Origin of the sequence: Sivoneniella epilithica UHCC 1019 (assembly GCF_040830845.1) — a bacterium.
In the GTDB taxonomy this organism is placed as follows: domain Bacteria; phylum Cyanobacteriota; class Cyanobacteriia; order Leptolyngbyales; family Leptolyngbyaceae; genus ULC077BIN1.
Genome location: NZ_JBFPDP010000001.1, coordinates 42,307 through 65,987, shown reverse-complemented (window position 1 = coordinate 65,987; position 23,681 = coordinate 42,307). Strand labels below are relative to the sequence as shown.

Here is a 23,681-nt window from a genome sequence, read left to right as displayed (position 1 = left end):
TAATTACAGAAGATCCTAAAAAATTCTATTTTGAATTGGGCTACATCCCTCACGAATGCCGTTACCTGAAAGCCCCTATTTGAGTTTGGCAGTGACCCCGTTACAGATTTCTGGCGCGGCGCACTTTGCAATTCATGTGACTAAAGCGCCCTATCCGGGTGGACTTGCCCTACATAATTGCGTTTGGACTAATTCCCTTAGTCAATTGTGGCAACTGTGGCAAGACATGTTTTTCACTCACCCCTTGCCCCCCTATCCGCTGGAGCCAACGACTCTACCGGATATTCCCTTAGAGTCCAATCAACCGGGCGGGATGTCGGCGCGCTTGATGCAAACTCTAGGTATCAGCCTATGGCAATGGGTGTTTGATGGCTCAATTATGGTGAGCATTAATCAAAGTCGCGGGATTGCGATCGGTCAGGGACAGCCCCTGCGGTTGCAGATCGAAATTCGTGATCCCCTACTAATTTCTCTGCCGTGGGAAATTATGCAAGAAGCCCCCGGCACTCCAGCCATTTCCTTGAGCCAGCACATTCTATTTAGTCGCACCACCCGCGATGTTTCTGCCTTACCCCCCTCTCGCCCTGAAACTGCGCTCAAGATCCTGTTAGTTCAAGGGCAAGCCTCCGACTCAGTGAGTGGTACGGGGTTGGCTAACGATGCTTTACCCAAGCTGAAACTAGAGCAAGAAGCAGATATATTAGCACAAGTGCTAAAAAGCTCTGGCAACTCAGGCATTGGCGGTTCTAAGGAGATTCCTTGTGAAGTCCGCACTTTGGTTCAACCTACGCCGCTGGAATTGATTCAAGCCCTTGAAACCCGCAGTTACAATGTTTTGTTCTACGCCGGACATGGAATGCCGGGTCCTGATGGCGGTGTGCTGTTTGTCCGTCCAGATATGCCCTTGAATGGCACAGAACTCGCTCAGGTCTTGACCCGGTGCCAGGTAAAATTAGCAGTCTTCAACGCTTGTTGGGGTGCCCAATCCGATCATTACTATCGCAACGATGACACTGTGCCAGGAGGGAAAATATCTCAACCCATGCCCCGCAGCAGCCTTGCCGAGGTGTTGATTCACCATGGCGTACCTGCTGTGTTGGGAATGCGTAACTCGATTACGGATCAAGAGGCACTGAGTTTTATTCAAGAATTGGCAAAAGCTTTAGCAGAACGGAAACCAATTGATCAGGCAGTGGCGATCGCCCGCCAACATCTGCTAACTATTTATAAATTTAATCAGCAGGCATGGACATTGCCCGTGCTATACATGCATCCCGAATTTGATGGAGAACTGCTGACCCCGATCTCCGCCATCACACCCGGACACACCCAAATTGGTGCAGAAGCATCAACGTCCATTGCTTGTTTGCGATCGCTGCAAGATAACCGCGTTTGGCAAATTCGGGGTGGCTACATGACCATTGGCAGAAGCACAGACAATGATCTGATCCTGCGAGAAGATGAAGCAGGAGCCTCCCGTGAACACGCTATGATCCTGCGGCGCGAAAGCAAAGAAACCCTAGAAGATACCACCTACTTTCTCCGAGATGTCTCTCGCTTTGGCACCTGGGTTTCCTTAAATGATAAAGGCTGGCAACGAGTGCATCAGCAAGAAGTCCTGCTCATGCCAGGAAGCCAAATCAAATTCGGCAGTTCTCAAAACAACCCTCTAGAGTTTACGATTCTCAGTCCAGATTCTCAGTCTCCTGAAACCCCATCATCCCGCTAGTCAGAAGTCTTGTGGTTAAAAAGAAAACTCCCCATCCTACCGAACGCATTATCTATCGCGAATTTGGTGCCTCCGAAAATCCAGAGGCATTGCAGCGAGGAGTTCCCGACTTGCCGCCTAATCAACAAAGCCCACGGGTTGAAACCTCTAGCAAAGGTCGCAAAGGAAAAACTGTGACTATCATTCGCGGTTTTCAAGCCAGCCCAGAAACCCTTATCGACCTATTAAAAAAACTCAAAAATTTGTGTGGCGCAGGCGGTACCCTCAAAGATAATGAACTCGAAATTCAAGGGGATCATAAGCAGAAAATTGTTCAACATCTTCAGCAGCTTGGCTATAAAGCAAAAGCAAGCGGCGGATGAGGGAATTACGAATGGCGAATGGCGAATGGCGAACCAAAACTAATGACGACCACTTACTTTTTGTCCCTTTTAACTTCTCTTATCCTTCGTTATTCGCACTTCGTCCCTCGTAATTTTTCTTTGTCGTTCGTCACTCGTACTTCTTCACTCGCCATTTCTTCTGGAGCCATCCCTTGCCCGACACTATCACCCGCGTTCAGCCCCCTTTAGAGTTTCTTCCCCCCGCGTTTAATTCGCTTGTGCGGAGAGTGGTGAGTTGGGCGTTTCCATTTGTGATTCGCTTCCAAACTACGGTTCGCCAAATCGAGGCAGAAAATGTGGAAACGCTGGTTGATCTATATCGCCAGTTTCAGGATGGCAAAATTCGGTTTTTACTGGCTTTTCGTCATCCCAGTGCCACCGATCCCTATTGCGTCGGGCAGTTGGTTTGGAGATTGGTACCCCAAGCTGCCAAACAGCAGCAGGTTTCACTAAAACACCCGGTACATTCTCACTTTATGTACGATCGCGGCATTCCGATTTGGGCGGGTGCATGGGTCACCTGGCTGTATCCACGGCTGGGCGGTATTCCCATCCGTCGTGGCAAGATTGACCTAATGGGGCTGAAAGCTGCCCGTGATATTTTTGCCAACGGTGATTTTCCGCTGGCGGCTGCGCCTGAAGGAGCGACCAACGGGCACAACGAAATTATTAGTCCATTGGAACCGGGAGTCAGCCAGCTTGGTTTTTGGTGCGTGGAAGATATGGTGAAACAGGGGCGATCGCAGGAAGTGTTCATCTTGCCAGTTGGGATTGAGTATCGCTATGTCACGCCCCCGTGGGCAGCCGTAGAAAAAATTATTACGCAACTGGAGATAGACACTGGCATACACAGCCCAGACATGAGCCAGAGCCAACGATTGGATGAGATTTTGCTGTACAAACGGCTATATCACTTAGGCGAACACCTTCTATCGGTAATGGAAGACTTCTATACACGCTTTTATCACAAGGCTTTATCAACGTCTCACAAAGCTGGCAAGTCTGACCCTGCCTCTTTGCCGTCTGACGAAGCTTTTTCGGATCGGCTCAATGCTTTGTTAAATGCCGCCCTAGAAGTTGCAGAAGATTATTTCAATCTGCAACCCAGAGGCAGCTTGATCGATCGCTGTCGTCGGTTGGAACAAGCCGGGTGGGATTGCATCTACCGAGAGGATATCAAGCTTGAAACGGCTTCCCCGCTTGAGAAAGGGCTAGCCGATCGCGTGGCAGAAGAAGCTGATTTGCGCGTCTGGCATATGCGGTTGGTGGAAAGTTTTGTGGCAGTCACGGGCAACTATGTGAACGAAAAACCAACAGTAGACCGTTTTGCCGAAACTACGCTGCTGGTTTGGGATATGGTTTGCCGGATTAAGGGTGGAAACCCGTTTGAGCGACCGAAGTTAGGCAACCAGAAAGCTTTTCTCAAAATTGGAAACCCCATTTCTGTTTCCGATCGCTGGGATTCTTATCGGGGCGGGCGAAAAAATGCAAAGCAAGCCGTTGCAGATCTCACCCAAGATTTACAGATTGCGTTGGAAAGTATGCTGACAAAACAGTGAGACCCTCACCCTAAATCCCTCTCCCAGAATGGGCGAGAGACTTTAATACTGCATGATTCGTCCTGATGTGAAGGCGTGAAGGATGCCCTCAGACGATCGCACTAACAATCTGCCTTGATCATCAAACCCCGCTGCTTGCCCTGAAATTGCTTCTCCATTAAGTTCTAAGGTAATCGGGCGATCGCGCAATCCATCGCGTTGATGCAGTTCAGGAAATAGAGGCACAATCCCAGAAAAATTAGGTGAATCATATTTCTGCACCACAATGTCTCGTACTTGCATCAGATAATGGCGCGATCGCTCCAGCAACGCTAACGCATCTGGCACCACATGAGAGATTTCATGGAGGCTAATCGCGTTACCGATCTGATCAGCAGATAATCCTGCTTGAATAAAGTCAACACAACAGTTGATGCCAATGCCTACAACAACCCGTGTGTGTCCAGAACGTCCAGAAGCTTCACACAAAATTCCGGCTACTTTGCGCCCTGCAATCAACACATCGTTTGACCACTTCAAGCGCAATCTGCCGCGTTGGTGGGGCAACAAATCTTCAATAGCGTGAATCACAGCTAACCCAATCACCAAACTTAAGCCAGATAGTTGGGCAGTGGAAAAATCGAGAATGAAACTCGCGGTTAACACTCCCGTTGGAGAATGCCAGGTACGCCCATGCTGTCCTCGTCCAGCGGTTTGATGGCGCGTAAAAACTACGGCTCCATGGAGCAAGCGATCGGTGTGCGTTGTTGCCCATGTGTTTGTGCTGGGGCAACTATCCAGCCAATGCAACCAATCGGGTAGATCCTGTGGATCGAGATCGCCAGAAGTAGGAAAAGGAGTTAAAGGCAGGCTGTACACGAAAGAACTGACTCGCTGCGGCGTGGAACTATGCTTAGGGGAAGATTGCGTTAGCTTTGAGTTTGATTATATAATCAACAAAGTTTTATCTGATAGGCATCTGACGGACATTTGAATAGCAATTTATAGGAATGTGCTTCTAGGGTTCCGATGTAGCTGATTATAGCTAGGTGACTGGTCCAAGAGAAGCAGCCCACTTGAGATTCTGATATTGAGAATATTAAGTAGGTCACACGGCGGGAAAAAAGCCCGGGAGAACCATACAGAGTTAAGTCACTGTTGGAGTTTCCTGGGCTTTGATATTTGAGTTAATCATGCAGATTCGCTTAGAATTTCTAGAGATTTCTCAACTGATTGTTTACCATCACAGGAGATTTTTATGGGGCAAGCATCGGTTTCGCCAGAGTCTGGGCTATCTAATCCAGCCGCGATCGCTCCAGACCTGATTTTGTTCGATGAGGCACTGCCAGGGAGCGCCTACTGGCATGGTGTGATCAAACGCGGAAATACTTTACGGATCACTGATCTGGCAGGTTCACAGGGTGTTTCATTGATTTGCTACAACGCAGATAATGCGATCGAACGGCTGAACGTGGCTGATACTGCCAAAATTCAGTTCAACGCCTTTCTAAAAAAGGGGATGGTGATTTATTCCGATATGGGACGGATTTTGTTCTCGATTACTGAAGACACCTCCGGCTATCACGATTTATTTGGGGGATGTAGTCATGCTGCAAGCAACGCTGCCAAGTATGGAGAGGGCGAGTTTTGGGTGAATTCTCGCGATAACTTCCGCAGAGCCGTGACGCGCTATGGTTTGAGCAAGAAAGATATTATGCCCAACCTTAATTTGTTTACGCGGGTGGCGATCGCTCCAGACGGCAAAATGATATTCGTTGAAGGAACTGAGCAACCGGGAAGTTTTATCGATCTTCGTGCCGAAATGAACGTGTTGGTGATTTTGTCGAACTGCCCCCATGTGCTGCATCCTAGCAAGATCTATGAGCCAAAACCTGTTCAACTTACTGTTTGGAACTCTCCGGCGATCGCCGGAGATGATAGTTGCCGAACTGCCAACCCTGAAGCAATTCGTGGCTTTATCAACACCGATGCTTTGTTTGCTCAAAGTTAGTTAAAAAGTAGAGGAGTAAAGGAGTTTCACCCTTTTATCAATTCGCAGATTTTGCTGGACAAAAAAGAGAGGATAAACCAATGATTGTGGCGCAAACTCAACTCGATCCCCAAACGGCTATTTATGATGAAGTGGTTCCTGCGCGTCATCCGTGGTCGCGCGTGATTCGGAAAGGGCAGATTCTTCGCATTGAAGATTTAGGAGGAAATCAAGCTGTCGATTTTCTAGTTTACAATGCCGATGATCCATCCGAGCGCTACAGCGCCCAGGATACAACGGTTGCTCAAGGCAATCTCTATTTAAATACGGGTAGCAAGTTGATATCGAATGAGGGTCGAGTGATGATGGAGATCGTCAATGATACCTGTGGACGGCATGATACATCGGGCGGGGCTTGTAGTTGTGAAAGCAACTCGGTACGCTTCGGGCTAGACAAAAAATATCAACATGCTTGTGTTGAGAACTTTCTCACGGATCTAGCACCCTATGGCTTGGGCAAACGGGATATGGTTAGTAATATCAACTTTTTTATGAATGTTCCTGTTTCACAAGATGGCACCTTAGAAATTGTTGATGGCATTTCTGCTCCTGGTAGTATTGTCGATTTACAGGCAGAAATGAATGCGATCGTGGCTATTTCCAATTGTCCGCAAATCAACAATCCTTGTAATGCTTACAATCCCACGCCGATTCGATTAATTATTTGGGATGCAGTGTAAGGGAACCTATGTTCAATAAAGTTCTAATTGCCAATCGGGGTGAAATTGCCTGCCGTATTATTCGGACGCTCGATCGCCTGGGAATTGCCAGTGTTGCCGTCTACTCAGAAGCGGATGCCCATACTCAACCTGTTTCAATGGCAACAGAGGCGGTGTGTATCGGCGCGGCTCCGGTGGCAGAGAGCTATCTCAAGGGCGATCGCATTCTAGAAGTGGCACAGCAAACTGGAGCGCAGGCAATTCATCCCGGCTATGGTTTTTTGAGCGAGAACATCGACTTTGCAGAAGCCTGTGAAGCCGCAGGAATTGGATTCATTGGTCCTACGCCGCCGCAAATTCGCCAGTTTGGTTTGAAGCACACTGCCCGTAAATTGGCAGAACACAATCAGGTGCCCTTAGTGCCCGGAACAGGTCTGTTAGAGAACTTAGAGCAGGCACAACAATTAGCAGCCGCGATCGCCTATCCAGTGATGCTAAAAAGTACTGCGGGTGGCGGCGGTATTGGGATGCAGGTTTGCTTGAATGAAACGGAATTGGCGGATGGGTTCGAGAAAGTGAAACGTTTGAGCCAGACCAACTTTAAGCAAAGCGGTGTTTTTCTAGAAAAATATATTCAAACAGCCCGACATATTGAAGTTCAAATTTTTGGGGATGGTAAGGGTAATGTCGTTGCTCTAGGAGAACGCGATTGCTCCACTCAACGGCGCAATCAAAAAGTGATTGAAGAAACGCCTGCCCCCGGCATCAGTAAGGCAGTTAGGCAGCAACTTTATGACTGTGCTGTGCGGTTGGGGCAGGCAATGAACTATCGCTCAGCGGGCACAGTTGAATTTGTGTTGGATGTCACCACGCAACAGTTCTACTTTTTGGAGGTGAACACGCGACTCCAGGTTGAACATGGAGTGACCGAAATGGTCAGCGGGATTGACTTAGTGGAATGGATGGTGCGCCTAGCAGCAGGGGATTCTGCATTTCTGAAAGATTATCAACATCAACCCCAAGGACATTCGATTCAAGTACGGATTTATGCTGAAGATGCAAACAAGAATTTCCAGCCCAGTTCTGGTTTATTGAGTGCTGTTCAGTTTCCAGAAAATGTTCGCTGCGATCGCTGGATTGAAACGGGAACCGAGGTTACACCATTCTATGATCCGCTGTTGGCAAAAATGATCGTGCATGGAGAGAGTAGAGAGCAGGCGATCGCCCAACTCCAAACCGCTTTACAGGAATCAGAAATTGCTGGGATTGAAACCAATCTAAAGTATCTACAGCAAGTTATCGCCAGTCCAGCATTTATTCAAGGAACCATTAATACTCGCTATCTCAACACCTTTGAATATCAACCCCGCACAATTGATGTTCTCGACTCTGGCACCTATACTACCATTCAGGATTATCCCGGACGGATTGGCTATTGGGATATTGGAGTGCCGCCATCAGGACCCATGGATCATCTAGCATTTCGCCTTGCCAACCGGATCTTGGATAATCCTGAATCGGCAGCAGGACTGGAATGTACCGTTATAGGACCGACTCTACGCTTCAACTGCGATACCGTCATTTGCCTCACGGGTGCCGCAATGAAAGCCACACTCAACGGTCAACTTGTACCCTATTGGACATCAATTTCCGTTAGTGCAGGTAGCACCCTCAAGCTTAAAGCCATTCAAGGACATGGATATCGCACCTATCTCGCCATCCAAAATGGATTTGATGTTCCTGAATATTTAGGCAGTAAGGCTACATTTACACTTGGCAAATTTGGCGGACATGCAGGACGCACACTTAGGGTAGGAGATGTTTTGCGGGTAGGAGGGGAAGAGGTTGAAAGGTTAAGAGGTGAAGATGTAGAAATTCCTCTACCCCTCTACTCCTCTACCCCTTCATTCCTTTACCCCTTCACTCCTCCACTCTTCCCCCCCTCTCTCATTCCCCACTACACCAACGCATGGGACATCGGCGTTCTCTATGGTCCTCACGGCGCGCCCGATTTTTTTACAGATAACGACATTGAGATGTTTTTCTCAACTCGCTGGACAATTCACCACAACTCAGCCCGAACTGGGATTCGTCTGATTGGACCTAAACCTGAATGGGCGAGATCGGATGGCGGTGAAGCCGGGTTACATCCCTCTAATATTCACGATAATGCCTACGCGATCGGCACCATTGACTTCACGGGGGATATGCCAATCATCCTGGCTTACGATGGTCCTAGTCTGGGCGGATTCGTTTGTCCTGCCACGATCGCCCAAGCCGAACTTTGGAAGATTGGACAACTCAAACCGGGCGATACAGTGCAGTTCCATTGCCTCACCCTTGAGGAAGCTCTCCAACTTGAGTTAGCGCAAGATTATCAAATCGAAACGTTGTCACCCGTCCACCCCCCCGCCCCTCCACCCCTCTACTCCTCCCCACTCCCCCACTCCCCCATACTCCACCAAATCCCCGAATCATCTACTCAAATTGCAGTGACTTATCGACAAGCGGGCGACAAATTCTTGCTGATTGAATATGGTTCACTGGTGCTGGATCTCAATTTGCGCTTTCGAGTGCATATATTGATGGAGTGGTTGAAAGAAAATCGCTTAGTGGGAATCATTGATCTCACGCCAGGAATTCGATCGCTACAAATCCATTACGATAGTCGAGTGTTGCCCGTACAATCATTGCTTGATGCCTTAATTGCAGCAGAGTCAGAACTTCCAGAGATTGATGCGCTAGAGGTGCCCACGCGAATTGTCCATCTACCGCTGTCTTGGGATGATGAATCCACTCAATTAGCGATTCAAAAGTATATGCAGTCGGTGCGATCGGATGCACCTTGGTGTCCAAGTAATATCGAGTTCATTCGTCGGATTAACGGACTCAACACAATTGAGCAAGTGCGAGAAATCGTTTTCAGTGCTAGTTATCTGGTGATGGGACTAGGCGATGTTTACCTCGGCGCACCGGTTGCAACACCGCTCGATCCGCGTCATCGGCTGGTTACAACCAAATACAATCCGGCTCGGACTTGGACACCTGAAAATGCGGTGGGGATTGGGGGTGCCTACCTGTGCATTTATGGCATGGAAGGTCCAGGGGGCTATCAATTTGTGGGGCGCACGGTGCCCGTCTGGAATCGCTACAAGCAAACTGAGGATTTTAAGCAACCCTGGTTGTTGCGCTTTTTTGATCAGATTCGGTTTTTTCCAGTTTCACCGGGCGAATTGTTACGGTATCGGGAAGCAGTGATTCAGGGGAAAGTGAAGCTTAAGATTGAGGAGGAAACCTTTAGCCTGAAGCAGTACCAGGATTTTTTGAATGTAAAGGCAGCAGATATCGCTGCCTTTAGGGTAAAGCAACGGGCGGCGTTTGCGGCTGAACGAGATCGCTGGACAACTGCTGGAGAGTTTACTCATCAAGACGGAGAAGTATTAGAGGAGCCGGAAATTCCTGAAATCACGATTGCTGAGAATGTTGAAGCGATCGCGGCTCATGTGTCTGCGAATGTGTGGCAGGTCTTGGTGCAACCGGGCGATCGCGTCGCTGAGGGCGATCGTGTAGTCATTCTTGAAGCGATGAAAATGGAAATCGCGGTGCTTGCGGATAGTGCTGGCACGATTGCCCAAGTGTTTTGTCAGCCAGGGCAAATGGTGACGGCTGGGCAATTTTTGGTGGCAATTTTGGTGGAGGAGTGAAGGGATGAGCTTTGAGTTTTGAGTTTTGGACTGTGAAAGAGGGGGTGAAGTCTAGGAAATGAGTCAGCGGAAACGGGTGTTGATATTGGGGGGAACGGGCGATGCGATCGAGTTGGCTGCGAGAGCCGCTGAAAGACCGGGAGTGGAAGTCATTACTTCTCTAGCAGGGCGAACTCGTCAGCCGATTGTGTCATCCGAAAATACGAGAATTGGGGGGTTTGGAGGCGTTGCAGGATTAGTAGATTATTTGCGAGAACAGCAGATTGATTGGCTGATTGATGCGACTCATCCGTTTGCGGCTCAAATTTCGTTGAATGCTGCTGCCGCTGCTGCTGCGATGAATATTCCCCACTTGATGTTGATTCGTCCGGCGTGGAAACCTGTGGCAGGTGATGATTGGATTGAGGTAGACAGTAATACTGCCGCCGCAAAAGTATTATCAAGCTTAGCTCAGCGGATTTTCCTGACGATTGGTCGGCAAGAACTTGATGCTTTTGCTCACCTAAATGGTTGGTTTCTGATGCGGATGATTGATCCACCGTTGCCAGATAAACCTGTGCCAGCGGGAAAGGTGTTGCTCGATCGCGGACCTTTTTCATTGGAAAATGAGCGATCGTTGTTAGAGAAGTATGAGATTGGGGCGATTGTCAGCAAAAACAGCGGCGGGACTGCCACTTACGCCAAAATTGTCGCGGCACGAGAACGGCAGATTCCAGTGGTGATGGTGCAGCGTCCACCCGTTCCAGCCGGAGAAAAGGTTGCAGACGTAGAAAGCGCGATCGCTTGGCTGAACACTTTTTGATCACTTTTAAGAGGATGAAAAGACCCGATGTAGGTTTAGACAATGCTCTAGGGAACAGTCAACGTCTAGAATAACCCGAGCTTGAAATAGGTCTTTTAAAGCGAAAAAAGAAAATAAAAATCGAAGGAGGAAGAGAGAAAATAGAAAAGCGGAATAAGACCATCGCTAGTTTCTTTATTCGGCGTTGCTGAATACAAGGATAATTTTTGACTGTAGGGGTAGGTCTTGTGCCTACCCTGACGGAGATAGAGGGCAACCACAAGGGATTGCCCCTACAAGTTTCATCCCCAGATTCAGCAATGCCCTTTATTTTTGTGGCTACTTAAAAAATATGACTCAGAAAAATGATGTTCCTGCACTTCTATTCTCGTTTTTGATTACCGCTGGACTGGTCGGCGGCGGTTTTTGGTGGTTGACCCAAAAATCTGGACTGAATGGAGGAACTCTCTTTTCTCAAGGCTCCAATTCAACATCATCAACCAATTCCTCAAACAACTCCAACTCACCTAGCATTGAAGGTTTTTCTCAGGTGCAAAACGTGCCTGGCGGATTGTTTACCTATGGCGGCAGTACTTCTTGGGCACCCATTCGCCGAGATGTAGATGCTGCTATTCAAGCGGCTCGTCCAGAGTTTCGCTTACGGTATGTTAGTCCAACGAGTAAGGCACCTGGATCAACGACAGGCATTCGGATGCTGATGCGCGATGAATTAGCTTTTGCTCAATCGTCTCGCCCTGTTACCGATCAAGAATACCAGCAAGCCGATCAGCGGGGCGTGAAGTTGAAACAAGTTCCGGTGGCGATCGATGCTTTAGCGGTGGCAGTCCATCCCAGCTTAACTATTTCAGGGCTAACCGTGGATCAATTAGGCGATATCTACACGGGCAAACTCACCAATTGGAATCAGGTGGGTGGAGCGAATGTGCCGATTCAACCGATCACCCGCCCAGTGAGCGCTGGGGGAACCATTGAGTTGTTTGTAGAACAAGTTATGAGAGGGCGAGGCTTTGGAGCAACGGTGCAAACGGTGGCTACGACAACCGAAGCAGTGCGGAAACTGGCTCAAACTCCTGGCGGTGTATATTTTGCTTCTGCACCTGAAATCGTGGATCAATGTACGGTAAAGCCGATCGCGATCGGGCGAGCTTCTAACGAATTAGTGCCTCCTTACCAAGGCTCTCTGGTTCTTCCGGCTCAATGTCCTGCTAAGCGCAATCAACTTAATGCAGCGGCGATCAAAGGCGGACAATATCCCCTAACGCGCAATTTATTTGTGGTGATCAAGCAAAATAATCAAAAAGAGCAGCAGGCAGGAGAAGCCTATAGCAACTTTGTCTTGTCTAATCAAGGGCAAACATTACTTGAAAAAGCAGGCTTTGTGTCTATTCGTTAAAGCAATAATCTCGACTGTATTCTGCTCAACGCGCAGTTTTTGCAGGGTTACGCTAGACTATCAAGTCTGTCAAGCTGTAACAATTTGAGGAAAAAAGCATGGGAAGACGCTCAACTGCGATAAAGGCTGATGCTGAAGAGTCATTGGATCAGCCAACGGCGGCAAAAAATCAGTCCGGCGTGGTTGAAGCGGGGCAGGAGATGACACCGAGGCAGGGCGATCGCGAAAAGGTGAATGGCAAGCAGTCAGCAATTGCCGCGACTCCGACTTCTCCAGGGTGGACGATTGAAGATAGTGAAGAACTCTATCGGATTAATGGCTGGGGTGAACCCTATTTTTCAATCAACGCCGCCGGACATGTCACCGTTTCTCCTCAAGGAGATCGCGGCGGTTCCCTGGATTTGTATGAACTGGTGAATGCACTCAAGTTGCGAAACTTGAATCTCCCCTTGTTGATTCGCTTCTCAGATATTTTGTCTGATCGAATTGAGCGGCTGAATGCGGCATTTGCCAAGGCGATCGCTCGGTATAACTACGACGGAGCCTATCGCGGCGTGTTTCCGGTGAAGTGCAACCAGCAGCGCCACTTAGTTGAATCGCTAGTTAAGTTTGGCAAGCCTTACCAGTTTGGGCTGGAAGCAGGTTCTAAACCTGAACTGATGATCGCCTTAGCAACCCTGAACACGCCGGGAGCTTTGCTGATCTGCAATGGCTATAAAGATCGGGAATATATTGAAATGGCGATTCTGGCGCAGCAGTTGGGCAAGATTGCCATTATTGTGCTGGAACAGGTGGAAGAAGTGCCGATGGTGATTGCTGCTAGCCGCAAGTTAGGCATTTCTCCCATCGTCGGGGTGCGAGTGAAGCTGAGCAGTAAGGGGATTGGACGGTGGGGCACTTCAGCCGGCGATCGCGCTAAGTTTGGCTTGACGATTCCCGAAATTCTTCAGACTGTAGAATTGCTGCGGGAAGCCGATTTGCTCGATTCGCTCCAGCTTTTGCACTATCACATCGGCTCCCAAATTTCGGCAATCTCCGTTGTTAAAGATGCCATTCGAGAAGCGAGTCAGGTTTATGTGGAACTGGCAAAATTGGGCGCGGGTATGCGCTACCTGGATGTGGGCGGCGGTTTGGGTGTGGATTATGACGGCTCAAAAACCAACTTTTATGCTTCTAAAAACTACAACGTGCAGAATTACGCCAACGATATTGTGGCGGAAGTGAAAGAAGCCTGCGTTGAACGGGGTTTAGCCATGCCAACGTTGATTAGCGAAAGTGGACGGGCGATCGCCTCTCACCAGTCGGTGCTAATCTTTAATGTGCTGGGAACGAGCGATGTGCCTACGGGTGCCCCCGAACCCGTGGGCGCAGCAGAACACCTGATTATCCGCAATCTCTGGGAAACCTACAACTCCCTCACCGTAGAAAACTACCAAGAGGCGTATCACGATGCGGCTCAGTTTAAAGAAGAAGCCGTTAGCCTGTTTAATTTTGGCTATGTGAGTTTGCCAGAGCGTGCCCGTGCCGAGCGGTTGTTTTGGGCGTGCTGCCAAAAGATTCTGGAAATTGCCCGCCAGCAAGACTATGTGCCCGATGATCTAGAAGATCTGGAAAAGATCATGGCATCGATCTATTACATCAACCTATCGGTGTTCCAGTCTGCGCCGGATAGTTGGGCGATCGATCAGTTGTTTCCGATTATGCCGATCCATCGGCTCGACGAAGAACCGACCAAACGCGCCACCCTAGCAGACCTGACCTGCGATAGTGACGGCAAAATCGATCAGTTCATCGACCTGCGCGATGTCAAACATGTGTTAGAACTGCACCCGCTCCATGGAGAACAGCCTTACTACTTGGCAATGTTTTTGGGCGGTGCCTATCAGGAAATTATGGGCAATTTGCATAATCTGTTTGGCGACACGAATGCCGTTCACATCACCCTCACGCCCAACAAGGGGTATCACATCGACCATGTGGTAAAGGGCGACACGATGACAGAAGTGTTGGGCTATGTCCAGTACGATTCAGAGGATATGGTTGAAAGCATTCGCCAGCAAACCGAACACGCCTTACAAGAAAAGCGAATTACGCTGCAAGATTCTCAACTGCTGCTGCAAAACTATGAACGCAGCCTCAGCCGCTATACTTATCTGTCGTCTTAAGACTGCCCTCACCCTAGCCCTCTCCCGGTGGGAGAGGGAACCGGAAACGTCCGAAAGTCATTTTCAATCTGCCGAACCACAGTCAAAGCAGAATAGCTAACTCCAGCAGTGCCTTCGCCAGGATGGGTGGAGTCGCCCACGAGCCAGAGCGATTGGATTGGGGTACGGTTGGCAAAACCGAAGGGTCCAAAAGTGGGGATGCGCTGCCCGATACCGCCCACAATCCCGCGATCGCGTCCAGTATATCTGGCAAAGGTGCGCGGAGTTCCGGCTTCCATCACTTGAATGGTTTGGTCATTCAGCGTAAAAAATTGGCTCAGACGGGCGATCGCTTGATCCATGTAGTGCTGTTTCAAGGAATCATAATCACCGTCCCACCAGGGTCGAGTGTCCGTAAATGACGAAGCGATGATAGTGGCTTTGCCGTCTGGTGCCCGACCGTCTCCTGGTTTGCTAACGGAGACAAACAGCGAATTGTTTTCCGCGATCGCCCCGTCATAGTCATACAAAAATTGTAAGTGGGGCGGACAGTCGGCAGGAATAGCGCGTTGTTCTACACCGAGATAGATCACAAAGGCACCGGATGAAGGCGGTAATTTTTCCACTCGCTGCTGATATCCTTTGGGAGCTTGATCACCCAGTAGCTGCATCAGGTTTTGTACGGTCACATTTGCCACCACTTGATCCGCAGGTTCTATCCAAATTTCGCCCGTTTTTTGGTTGCAAATCGTCACACTGGAAACCTGACCCTTGTGGGTGTGAATTTGCTTCACCGTATGACGTAACAGTAACTTGCCGCCATCTCGCTCAAACGCTTCCACCAGGCGATCGCTCAATGCCTGCATACTGCCCTGCAAGTGAAACAGTCCGTGCGGTGCTTGCGACACTGCTAATGCGGTTGCTGCATAGAGCAAAGCAGTTTCGTCTGTGTCAACTTGAGAATATAGTTTAAGCTGCATGTCGAGAAAGGTTTTGAGACGGCGATCGCCCTCCAGTCCATAGCCTCGCAATGCATCCCCCACCGTAGAAAAAGTATGCGGCAAGGTCAGCAGCGTATCGGGGCGAACGGCTTTCACCAATTGCAGCAAATCCCAAGCGTTGCGCGGCGGCAATACTGGATCACGGCTTTGAAACGCCCAGCTATAGTGAAACAGATCTGCGAGAAGCTGCCAAAAGGGTTCACTGCCAGGAAACTGCCGCGATCGTTCTGCCTGCCACTTTTTCGGGTCGCGCCACACGCGAATGGGTTCAATTTCTCCCGGCAAATAAACTGCACAGGCGGGATCGCAGTGGGTCGCGGCGGGTAAATCAATCTCTAATTCGGCAAAAATACGGTGATGGATGCCGCCCGGTTCTAGCCCTGCGACCTGAGTTGCACCGACATCAAAGGTAAACCCTTGGCGCTTAAAGGTAGACGCGCAACCACCGGGCACCTGTGCTTGCTCTACCATCAACACAGAGTAGCCGCGATGGGCAAGCAACGCGCCTGCCGTCAGCCCACCAATGCCTGCTCCAATTACTACAACCCGCTTACTAGCCATGCGCCGCTTTACATTTGTTTACTTCTCTTATCCTAACGGGAGCTTAGACCAAATTTCTTCTATGCCAAGCTTGGCGATCGCATTTTGGCGGGTCAGCAGATCTTCAAGAATCAGGGTGGTTGGGTAGGGGCGATCTGCTAGTTTGGCAACTCCTGATTGAAACTGGTGCAATCAGTTAATTCAATGCTCCAAAAAATAATTGATTTCACTTAATAACAGCCCTGCGCGTTTGTACTCAGCCGAATATAAATAAATTTACTAAATGTAGATAGTTATCAGGATTTCTACAGATGGATGTGAAGATATAAATGTCATCACAAATAATTAGAATATGTCAGAAAAGTTTAGACCTCAGCCACTCTTCATATTTTGTGGAATCGTGGTTATGACACTTATTAGTACTATTACTGGGGTAGCTATTGGGGGAGCCATCAAAAATAATGTCATTAGTCAGAATGGGCGTTCGAGTCCAAACCCGACTCAAGTAATACAGCCAGCAAGTCCAACTCCGATCACTCAAGAACCTACTCAGGTGCAACCTATCCCTCTTCCTGAAAACCCTCCAGTTGCAGTAACTCAAGAACCTGCTCAAGTGCAACCCGTTAATCCCCCTGCAACACTTCCTGTAGAAACTCCAGTTCAACCTGAGCAAAATCTCCGGACTCAGACAGGAAAATGTGTAAATCCAGATGATTTAGATTCTCGTGGAAGGCGCTGCGGAGGGCGTTCTGCCTATAATAAGGGACCGACAACTGGCTACGATTCAAATCGTTAACTCTAAGACTGACGCATTCACGGGGAAAGCCAACATCTAAATAATCGTAAAGCTAGACACGAGCATAACTCCTCTATATCAAGTTAGGATAGTTTATCTTACAAACGAATCTAGAACAAGTAAACTATTGAATAACTATCGCGCTAATCTATGAGTCTTGTTCCATTGAAATCTGTCTAAAAATTGCAAGCTTTGCCGCGATCGCTCAATAGATTTACCAATGAGTTAAAATTTGGTTTCTTTGCTTCCAAAAGCCTAGCTTGCCAGTTGTAGAACGGCATTGATAGGAAGTTCTAACAAGTTTAAAGTGTCCCAGCGTTTTGAAAAGAAGAGAATTTCTAGATTTTCAACCGTATTGGAGATTGGGTTCAATCGAGCAATAATTTCGTCGCCAAGCTCTTCGGAGTCTTGCTCTGTGTAAGGGGTACAGGTGTCGATATAAAGAATGTCGCCAATTTTGTCATAGCGAACGGTTAGTTTTTTTGCCATAAAATCTGCCCTCCTGTGGCTTTGCGTGCTGTGTAAATCGTTTTGAACAGCGATCGCGCTAACCTATGGGTCTTGTCTATATTTCTTCTCCTATCAAGGAAGTTGGTTTGCAAATTAGCCCAATCCCTTCTTGGCTAGAAAATCTAGGTTCGATTGGTCACCCGCAGAGTATTGCAACAGCGCGATCGCTAGTTCAACTTTTCACGGCTAATTACTAGCGCTTTGTTGTTTAGGCACGATTGATTCAAGCGGCATCTGCACCCTTGGACATGGTGAAATTAGTGATTTAAGAGGTAGCATAAGGTTAGCAATGTTTGCAATAAACATTGATGTTGAATTCTGAACAATCCATGGACAGTAGTCCATTTCCACACAGTACTATCCTCCTTTAGCCTGGTGAGGCTTAATCTCCCAGCGCGAGGGAGATTGAGGAGAACACTATGCTTACTCAGGAAGGGCGGGCTTCCCTGTCGGAAACTTCCGATTGGAATCGGCTAAAATTCGAGTTAAATCAATTGCCTGCTATTGATGTAGGCGATTTTATTGTTGATTTATCCCCAGAGCGGCGCGCGATCGCCTTTCGGTTGCTCCAAAAAGATCAGGCAACCGATGTTTTTGAATATTTGCCGCCCGAAGTCCGCGAAGAACTGATCGGCGCACTACACGATGTGCAAGTCTGTCAGATTATTGAAGCCATGCGCCCCGACGATCGCGCCGAATTGTTTGATGAATTGCCTGCTGGCGTAGTCCGGCGGCTAATCCAAAATCTCAGCCCCACTGAACGGCAGGCAACCGCAACGATTTTGGGCTATGCCGAAGGAACCACAGGTCGGCTGATGACAACTGAGTATGTGCGCTTACAGCAAGGGTTAAGCGTGGCGGAAGCCTTGAGCAAAATTCGGTTAAATGATCGTGATAAAGAAACGATTTACTATGCCTATGTCACGGACAACAACCGTAAGTTGGTGCAGGTGGTGTCGCTGCGACAACTGTTATTTTCCTTGCCGGATGCGCTCATTGGCGATATTGCTAGCGATCGCGTGATTAAGATTCACACCGAAACGCCCCAAGAAGAAGCGGCGCAACTGATGAAGCGCTATGACCTATTAGCGGCTCCGGTGGTGGATCGAGAAGAGCGCTTGGTAGGCATTATCACCATTGACGACATGATAGATGTGTTGGAAGACGAAGCCACTGAAGATATTCAAAAACTGGCGGGTGGCGGCGGCGACGAGTCCTCGCTCACCTCTCCCTACATCACGATTCGGAAGCGCTTACCTTGGCTGCTGATCAACATTGTTTTGTATATGATTGCTGCCAGCGCGATCGCGCCCTTTCAACCAGTGATTGCAGTAGTGCCAGTGCTTTCAGTCGTCATGCCCATTTTGGCAAACAGTAGCGGTAATGTTGGATTTCAAACTCTCTCTGTGACCGTCCGAGGGCTGGGAGTGGGTGAAATTACACCCAGTGATACGCTGCCAATTCTCCGTAAAGAGCTATTAGCAGGGTTAGGAACTGCCCTTTCCCTTGGAATCATGATGATGGTGATATCGCTTATTTGGACCCGCGATCATGAGCGATGGGTTTCTGTAGTTGCGGGAGTGGTCATGGCAGTCAATACGATGGTTGCAGTGGCTTTGGGTGCCCTTTTACCGATGGGGATGAAACGGATTAAACTCGATCCAGCATTGGTCAGCGGTCCCTTAGTCACCACCACCCTCGACACAATCGGCTTTATCCTGTTCTTGTCTCTCATTACCTTCAGCCTCAATGTGCTGAAACTGCCAGTGACTTAGTGGATTTTTGTCGCTCTTATCCTCAGCGCTTTGGTTAATAGGTTCGAGGAGTATAGACCCATTGCTTTTCTGGGTGCTGGTGAACTATCTGAGTTTTGCTAGAACCAATCAAAATTACGGTTCGCATGTCGGCATCCTCGATCGCCAATTGATCGAGCGGTTTAACGATCACGGTTTGTCCGGGTCTACCGACGTTGCACGCCAACACGATTGGGGTTTCGGGCGATCGCCACTGCAACAGAAGCTCTTTTGCTTTTTCCAGTTGCCAAGTGCGCTGTTTGGAAACGGGATTGTAGAAGGCGATCGCAAAATCTGCTTGGGCTGCGGCGGTGATCCGCTGGGCGATCACATCCCAGGGTTTGAGGATATCAGAGAGGGATATCACACAAAAATCATGTCCCAAGGGTGCGCCCACTTGGGCAGCGGCGGCTTGCATTGCCGAAATTCCAGGACAAACTTGAATCTCAACTTTTTGCCATTCTGATTTTGCCTCTCGCTCTAGCACTTCAAATACGGCGGCTGCCATTGCATAAATCCCCGGATCGCCAGAGGAGACGATCGCCACAGTTCGGTTTTGTGCCGCTAAATCCAAGGCGAAACGAGCGCGATCGAGTTCAACCCGATTATCTGATTCGTGGCGAGTGGTATGGGCTTGTCGTATAGGTTCCGCCAGATCGAGATAGGTTCTGTAGCCGACCCAATCCGTCGCTACTTGCAGAATATCTTTCACCTCTGGAGACATCCACATTGCCGATCCGGGACCTGTTCCCACGATCGCTAGTTTTCCCTGAGTGGGTTTCATCCAATCGATATCAACTTCATATACCAAACACTTTATACTCGGTGTTGATATTGCTTCAAACTGATTCTTTGGCACAATCTGAATCGTCAGTGTTCCGGCTTCTATAATCGGCAACTGGCTATTTTCTAGCCAAGGCGCTTTACCGACAAGTTTCACGGTTGCTCCTGCTAGCAAATCTGCAATAAATGTCTTCGCATCATCGGGATTCACCAGTCGATATCCGGGCGGTGGCGATAATAGTGGTATGCGGAATCGAATATCGCCCGTCGTCGTGATCGCTGGAGAAACGTGCAACACTGCCGCAATTTGACGCGCCAAATCGTTTACACCCTGCAACCCACCCAGTAAAGGCACGACGGCACTACCATCTTCTGAGATCGCCAACACAGGTGGTTCCTGCCATTTATTGCTGAGCAATGGAGCGATCGTGCGGATCAGAATTCCTGCCGCACACACTCCGATAATGGGTGTTCCAGTCTGAAATAATTTCCGCACGGTTTCGCCAAAGTTGTCATAGGTGCTGCTTGCAGACTGGGTACGATTGGCTAACCCGTATATCACTGCTTCAGGGATTGCAGCCTGAATTTGACGCGCCATGAAAATGCTGGCTTCTCCTAAAATGACGATCGCAGGCGGTTGGATGTTACTGAGCATTAATATTACTGGATATTCTGGCGTTGTTGATGTTCAAGTTGATGTTCAATGAGTTGTCGAGCAGATGCTTGATGTTCGGTTCAACTAATCCCTATTTGCAGCACTGCCACTTTTATTGAGGTTGAGTTTGGCTAGGAATCAGAATCAACGACCAATAGGGAACTTCGGCTGGGTCAACTTCAGAGATCGCCACAATTCGCTGAGTCGGTTGGGTTGCCCGTTCGATGTAGAGGGCGCGATCCAACAGCCCTAACTCATCGAGAATGGTGCGAACTTTGCCAAAGTGTCTGCCCAACTTGATGATCACTGCCGCATCCACTACCTCAAGGCGATCGCGCAAAGTCGTTGCATCCAAAGTAGCAGGCATAATACTCAATACATCATTGCGGAACGTGATCGGCGCACCCAACATTGCCGCACTTGCCATTGTGGAGGAGATTCCGGGCACTACTTCAGTCGGAAACCGCCCCGCTAATCGCTGAAACAAATACATAAATGAGCCATACAGCATCGGCTCACCTTCACACAGCACCGCCACATCTCGCCCAGCGGTTAAATATGCCGCAATTTTTTCGGCGGCACTATCGTAATAAGGCTGTGACGATCGCTCGACGCTAAACGGGAGCGGCATCGGCAGTTCAATCTGGTCGGGACGAATGAACCCCGCCACGATCGCCCGTGCTAGCACTTTGCCGTTTTCCATTGTGGGGTAGGCAATCACTGGAACCGAGGTCAAAATCCGGTGTGCCTTCAAGGTCAGCAATTCTGGATCACCTGGACCAATTCCCAAGCCGTATAGTCGTCCTAGTTCAGTCATAGTTCATTCTCCTTCGCTAACGCATTCACCGCTGCCACCGCGATCGCACTGCCACCCCGTCGTCCGTGCAGGGTAATGAAGGGCACACCACGACAGTCAGCAGCCAGTTCTGCTTTTGATTCTGCGGCTCCCACAAACCCCACCGGAAAACCCAGAATTAGGGCAGGTTTGGGTGCGCCTTGATCCAGCAGTTCTAGTAGACGAAACAAGGCAGTGGGGGCATTCCCGATCGCGACTACTGCCCCTGCCATCTGGGTTTGCCACAAGTCGAGTGCTGCCGCCGATCTCGTATTGTCAATCCGCTGGGCGATCGTTGGCACATTGGGATGATTCAGGGTACAAATAATTTTATTGTTCGCAGGTAATCGCTTACGAGTAATTCCATTTGCCACCATTTGCGAGTCACAAAAGATTGGTGCGCCCAATTCCAAAGCCTCTCGTCCTGACTTAACAGCGTCCGGTGAAGCGGCTAAATCTTGCACAATATCGGTCATACCACAGGCATGAATCAGTCGCACTGCCACATGAGCTAAATCAGCCGAGAGACTAGCCAAATTGGCTTCTGAACGAATAATAGCAAAAGATTTTCGGTAGATGTCATCGCCATTGCGAATATAGTCGATCATGCAGTTTTAACAGTTGTTTTTTTAAGTTTCAAGGAAGTTATTAGTGAGTTTGAATTTGAAATTACATATCGGCTGATAAATTCTCCAAATGATTCTTTAGGTGTTCTTTGATGCTGTTTATATAAATGTAATAATTGTTCTATAAAGGGCAACAGATTACTAACAGTTACCTCCGCAAGATCATATTTTAATGATTGCTGATCATCACCGATATAAACGTGATAACCCTCAACAATCGATCCCGCTTGCTCAAATGTTGTACCCAAAAGCGTAATTTCTGCCGGACTCGGTTGAGCGCAGGATTTTTCACAGCCTGTTAGATGAATATTGACCGGGCACTCTAATTTTAACTGCTGACTTAGATGATTGATTAGAGCGATCGCGTGAGTCTGAGTGTGAGTTGCTGATGCCGCACAGCCAGGTTTTCCAGCACACGCCGAGATCGCAGCATCAGGGCGATCTCGTGATGCGGATAATCCCATTGATGAGAGAGTTTGCACAACTTCAGTCACTCGATCATTGGGAATATCGGGAAGCAGAATCGTTTGCCAGGGAGTTAACCGCAGATCCCCGCTCCCTACTATTTCAGACAATTGCGCCAAGCCCGATAATTGAGCCACCGTCAGTTGCCCTAATTGGAGACTAACACCAAGGTAAGATAATCCCGTTTGGTGCTGAGAGTGAATTCCTAAATGTCCATATCGCTGAGTAGGAAGCAGGACTGGACAATTTGGCACATGCCAGAGAGGGTGCGAAAGTTGACGATCTACCTGCTGCAAAATTTTTTTTACGCCCCAATCTCGCAATAGATGTTTCATCCGGGGCTTTTTTGGGAACTCAGGGGCCTGATTTACATAGTCTAGATAAACGGCTGCGATCGCCGCCACAACGGGTATACAGTCATCCGGCTCAATTAACACTGAGGTATCACACAATTGTTTACCCGATCCCAATGCCAATCGAAAATATACTCCCGCTGGGCGATCGCCGAAATGGTTTATTGAAGGCTCAACCCAAACGGCTGATAGCTGGATCTCGTTGTAGCGGTGTTCCCAGGGAATTGCCGAACGGGTGCCAATCCCTACCGAACCACCGCCATCAATCCCCACACTAAATTTAGCAGGCAATTGAGCCAGTTCTGGATGACTTTGAATGTAAGCATCCAATGCCTGCACCAGTGGACGGATATCAATCAGTTCCAGCGGATCAATTCCGGCGGTAGGGCTGGTCATCACGTTACGCAGATGATCCACACTCGGATCTTGAGCCGCTAAGCCCAAGTCTTGTAAGGTCTGAAAAGTTTCTGGAGTTGGTGGATGAATTGAGCGAATTTGCAGGTTGGCTCGATTGGTAACTTGAATTGTTGCGCTGCCATAGTGTTCAATCAGTGCCGCGATAGCCATTCCCTGCTTCTGATTCAACAAGCCGCCAGGGGTGCGGATGCGAACGAGATAGCCATCTTGGGCAGGCGTGTTGTAGAACAAACCGGGGCAAATATTAGGTTCAGCCAGCCAATTCACCATTTTTCCCTTCTCTGTGCGACGCAGAGAATCGACAGTCCAGTGTTGCTGAGGACACGCTTGATAATGGCATTCTGACTCAGGCAATTTCGGATTGGAGAGTTTGGACTTTAAAGTGAAATTGAATGAGCAACTTCCAATTTAAAGTTTAGAACACCCTCTGAAATCGTATTACAGTTGCGGCACAGTACCGGAATCACACCGGATTTTCCCACCCTCAAGCCACAGCAGCATAGCA

The 23,681-nt window shown here is 48.8% G+C and carries 19 protein-coding genes and 1 riboswitch; of the genes, 11 read left to right on the top strand and 8 right to left on the bottom strand.

The window, feature by feature from the left end:
- Positions 1-55 precede the first annotated feature (55 nt).
- The 3 genes from AB3R30_RS00280 (at position 56) to AB3R30_RS00270 (ending at position 3,671) form a co-directional block, all read left to right on the top strand.
- Positions 56-1,729, top strand: a complete 1,674-nt coding sequence (locus tag AB3R30_RS00280) for a CHAT domain-containing protein (protein ID WP_458647130.1) — start codon at positions 56-58, stop codon at positions 1,727-1,729.
- Positions 1,730-1,740: 11 nt separating this feature from the next.
- A complete protein-coding gene (locus AB3R30_RS00275) occupies positions 1,741-2,091 on the top strand; it encodes a translation initiation factor (protein WP_458647129.1) in 351 nt (116 codons plus the stop codon).
- A 173-nt stretch (positions 2,092-2,264) separates the two neighbouring features.
- Positions 2,265-3,671 (top strand): 1-acyl-sn-glycerol-3-phosphate acyltransferase, encoded by a 1,407-nt coding sequence (locus AB3R30_RS00270; RefSeq protein ID WP_458647128.1) that lies wholly within the window; start codon positions 2,265-2,267, stop codon positions 3,669-3,671.
- A gap of 42 nt (positions 3,672-3,713) precedes the next feature.
- Here AB3R30_RS00270 and AB3R30_RS00265 read toward each other — a convergent pair whose 3' ends face one another.
- Positions 3,714-4,529, bottom strand: a complete 816-nt coding sequence (locus tag AB3R30_RS00265; RefSeq protein ID WP_458647127.1) for a biotin--[acetyl-CoA-carboxylase] ligase — start codon at positions 4,527-4,529, stop codon at positions 3,714-3,716.
- A gap of 128 nt (positions 4,530-4,657) precedes the next feature.
- Positions 4,658-4,787: riboswitch (guanidine-I (ykkC/yxkD leader) on the top strand.
- Positions 4,788-4,908: 121 nt separating this feature from the next.
- Between AB3R30_RS00265 and AB3R30_RS00260 the strand changes: the two genes are divergently transcribed.
- The 6 genes from AB3R30_RS00260 to speA all read left to right on the top strand — a co-directional run bounded on the left by AB3R30_RS00260 (position 4,909) and on the right by speA (position 14,423).
- Positions 4,909-5,661 carry an urea amidolyase associated protein UAAP1 gene (locus AB3R30_RS00260; RefSeq protein WP_458647126.1) on the top strand — a complete coding sequence of 251 codons (753 nt, stop codon included), beginning with the start codon at positions 4,909-4,911 and terminating at the stop codon, positions 5,659-5,661.
- 80 nt (positions 5,662-5,741) lie between these two features.
- Positions 5,742-6,380: an urea amidolyase associated protein UAAP2 gene (locus AB3R30_RS00255; protein ID WP_458647125.1), complete on the top strand. Its 639-nt coding sequence runs from the start codon at positions 5,742-5,744 to the stop codon at positions 6,378-6,380.
- Between the two features lie 8 nt (positions 6,381-6,388).
- Positions 6,389-10,063 carry an urea carboxylase gene (uca, locus tag AB3R30_RS00250; protein ID WP_458647124.1) on the top strand — a complete coding sequence of 1,225 codons (3,675 nt, stop codon included), beginning with the start codon at positions 6,389-6,391 and terminating at the stop codon, positions 10,061-10,063.
- A gap of 58 nt (positions 10,064-10,121) precedes the next feature.
- On the top strand, positions 10,122-10,865 hold the full coding sequence (locus tag AB3R30_RS00245) for a cobalt-precorrin-6A reductase (protein WP_458647123.1): 744 nt from the start codon (positions 10,122-10,124) through the stop codon (positions 10,863-10,865).
- Between the two features lie 331 nt (positions 10,866-11,196).
- On the top strand, positions 11,197-12,258 hold the full coding sequence (locus tag AB3R30_RS00240) for a PstS family phosphate ABC transporter substrate-binding protein (protein ID WP_458647122.1): 1,062 nt from the start codon (positions 11,197-11,199) through the stop codon (positions 12,256-12,258).
- A 98-nt stretch (positions 12,259-12,356) separates the two neighbouring features.
- Positions 12,357-14,423, top strand: a complete 2,067-nt coding sequence (gene speA / locus AB3R30_RS00235; protein WP_458647121.1) for a biosynthetic arginine decarboxylase — start codon at positions 12,357-12,359, stop codon at positions 14,421-14,423.
- Between the two features lie 8 nt (positions 14,424-14,431).
- On the opposite strand, the gene crtD is transcribed toward speA, so the two are convergent.
- Both crtD and AB3R30_RS00225 read right to left on the bottom strand, forming a co-directional pair.
- Complete coding sequence (crtD, locus tag AB3R30_RS00230) at positions 14,432-15,964, bottom strand: C-3',4' desaturase CrtD (protein WP_458647120.1); 1,533 nt, start codon at positions 15,962-15,964, stop codon at positions 14,432-14,434.
- A gap of 27 nt (positions 15,965-15,991) precedes the next feature.
- The gene (locus AB3R30_RS00225; protein WP_458647119.1) at positions 15,992-16,135 is read right to left on the bottom strand and encodes a hypothetical protein; all 144 of its coding nucleotides are present in this window, start codon (positions 16,133-16,135) and stop codon (positions 15,992-15,994) included.
- Between the two features lie 214 nt (positions 16,136-16,349).
- Here AB3R30_RS00225 and AB3R30_RS00220 point away from each other — a divergent pair, with 214 nt between their 5' ends.
- On the top strand, positions 16,350-16,739 hold the full coding sequence (locus AB3R30_RS00220) for a hypothetical protein (protein WP_458647118.1): 390 nt from the start codon (positions 16,350-16,352) through the stop codon (positions 16,737-16,739).
- 255 nt (positions 16,740-16,994) lie between these two features.
- Here the strand turns inward: AB3R30_RS00220 and AB3R30_RS00215 are convergent, their stop codons facing one another.
- On the bottom strand, positions 16,995-17,228 hold the full coding sequence (locus tag AB3R30_RS00215) for a DUF2283 domain-containing protein (protein ID WP_458647117.1): 234 nt from the start codon (positions 17,226-17,228) through the stop codon (positions 16,995-16,997).
- A 440-nt stretch (positions 17,229-17,668) separates the two neighbouring features.
- On the opposite strand from AB3R30_RS00215, the gene mgtE reads away from it, so the two are divergent.
- The gene (gene mgtE / locus AB3R30_RS00210; RefSeq protein ID WP_458647116.1) at positions 17,669-19,024 is read left to right on the top strand and encodes a magnesium transporter; all 1,356 of its coding nucleotides are present in this window, start codon (positions 17,669-17,671) and stop codon (positions 19,022-19,024) included.
- A 34-nt stretch (positions 19,025-19,058) separates the two neighbouring features.
- On the opposite strand, the gene cobJ is transcribed toward mgtE, so the two are convergent.
- From cobJ to cobG, 4 genes are all read right to left on the bottom strand, one after another.
- Positions 19,059-20,480 (bottom strand): precorrin-3B C(17)-methyltransferase, encoded by a 1,422-nt coding sequence (gene cobJ / locus AB3R30_RS00205; RefSeq protein ID WP_458647115.1) that lies wholly within the window; start codon positions 20,478-20,480, stop codon positions 19,059-19,061.
- Positions 20,481-20,592: 112 nt separating this feature from the next.
- On the bottom strand, positions 20,593-21,297 hold the full coding sequence (locus AB3R30_RS00200; protein ID WP_458647114.1) for a precorrin-2 C(20)-methyltransferase: 705 nt from the start codon (positions 21,295-21,297) through the stop codon (positions 20,593-20,595).
- Positions 21,294-21,923, bottom strand: coding sequence for a precorrin-8X methylmutase (locus AB3R30_RS00195; RefSeq protein WP_458647113.1), 630 nt, complete (start codon positions 21,921-21,923; stop codon positions 21,294-21,296). The genes AB3R30_RS00200 and AB3R30_RS00195 overlap by 4 nt, the downstream gene beginning before the upstream one ends.
- Positions 21,920-23,530 (bottom strand): precorrin-3B synthase, encoded by a 1,611-nt coding sequence (gene cobG, locus AB3R30_RS00190; RefSeq protein WP_458647112.1) that lies wholly within the window; start codon positions 23,528-23,530, stop codon positions 21,920-21,922. The genes AB3R30_RS00195 and cobG overlap by 4 nt, the downstream gene beginning before the upstream one ends.
- Positions 23,531-23,681 lie beyond the last annotated feature (151 nt).

What these genes read in the sequence shown, in the direction of transcription:
- AB3R30_RS00220 (WP_458647118.1), top strand. Translation starts at nt 16,350, where the DNA reads ATGACACTTATTAGTACTATTACTGGGGTAGCTATTGGGGGAGCCATC.
- mgtE (WP_458647116.1), top strand. Translation starts at nt 17,669, where the DNA reads ATGCTTACTCAGGAAGGGCGGGCTTCCCTGTCGGAAACTTCCGATTGG.
- AB3R30_RS00245 (WP_458647123.1), top strand. Translation starts at nt 10,122, where the DNA reads ATGAGTCAGCGGAAACGGGTGTTGATATTGGGGGGAACGGGCGATGCG.
- speA (WP_458647121.1), top strand. Translation starts at nt 12,357, where the DNA reads ATGGGAAGACGCTCAACTGCGATAAAGGCTGATGCTGAAGAGTCATTG.
- AB3R30_RS00195 (WP_458647113.1), bottom strand. Translation starts at nt 21,923, where the DNA reads ATGATCGACTATATTCGCAATGGCGATGACATCTACCGAAAATCTTTT.
- AB3R30_RS00240 (WP_458647122.1), top strand. Translation starts at nt 11,197, where the DNA reads ATGACTCAGAAAAATGATGTTCCTGCACTTCTATTCTCGTTTTTGATT.
- AB3R30_RS00215 (WP_458647117.1), bottom strand. Translation starts at nt 17,228, where the DNA reads ATGGCAAAAAAACTAACCGTTCGCTATGACAAAATTGGCGACATTCTT.
- uca (WP_458647124.1), top strand. Translation starts at nt 6,389, where the DNA reads ATGTTCAATAAAGTTCTAATTGCCAATCGGGGTGAAATTGCCTGCCGT.
- AB3R30_RS00280 (WP_458647130.1), top strand. Translation starts at nt 56, where the DNA reads ATGCCGTTACCTGAAAGCCCCTATTTGAGTTTGGCAGTGACCCCGTTA.
- AB3R30_RS00200 (WP_458647114.1), bottom strand. Translation starts at nt 21,297, where the DNA reads ATGACTGAACTAGGACGACTATACGGCTTGGGAATTGGTCCAGGTGAT.
- AB3R30_RS00255 (WP_458647125.1), top strand. Translation starts at nt 5,742, where the DNA reads ATGATTGTGGCGCAAACTCAACTCGATCCCCAAACGGCTATTTATGAT.
- cobJ (WP_458647115.1), bottom strand. Translation starts at nt 20,480, where the DNA reads ATGCTCAGTAACATCCAACCGCCTGCGATCGTCATTTTAGGAGAAGCC.
- AB3R30_RS00260 (WP_458647126.1), top strand. Translation starts at nt 4,909, where the DNA reads ATGGGGCAAGCATCGGTTTCGCCAGAGTCTGGGCTATCTAATCCAGCC.
- crtD (WP_458647120.1), bottom strand. Translation starts at nt 15,964, where the DNA reads ATGGCTAGTAAGCGGGTTGTAGTAATTGGAGCAGGCATTGGTGGGCTG.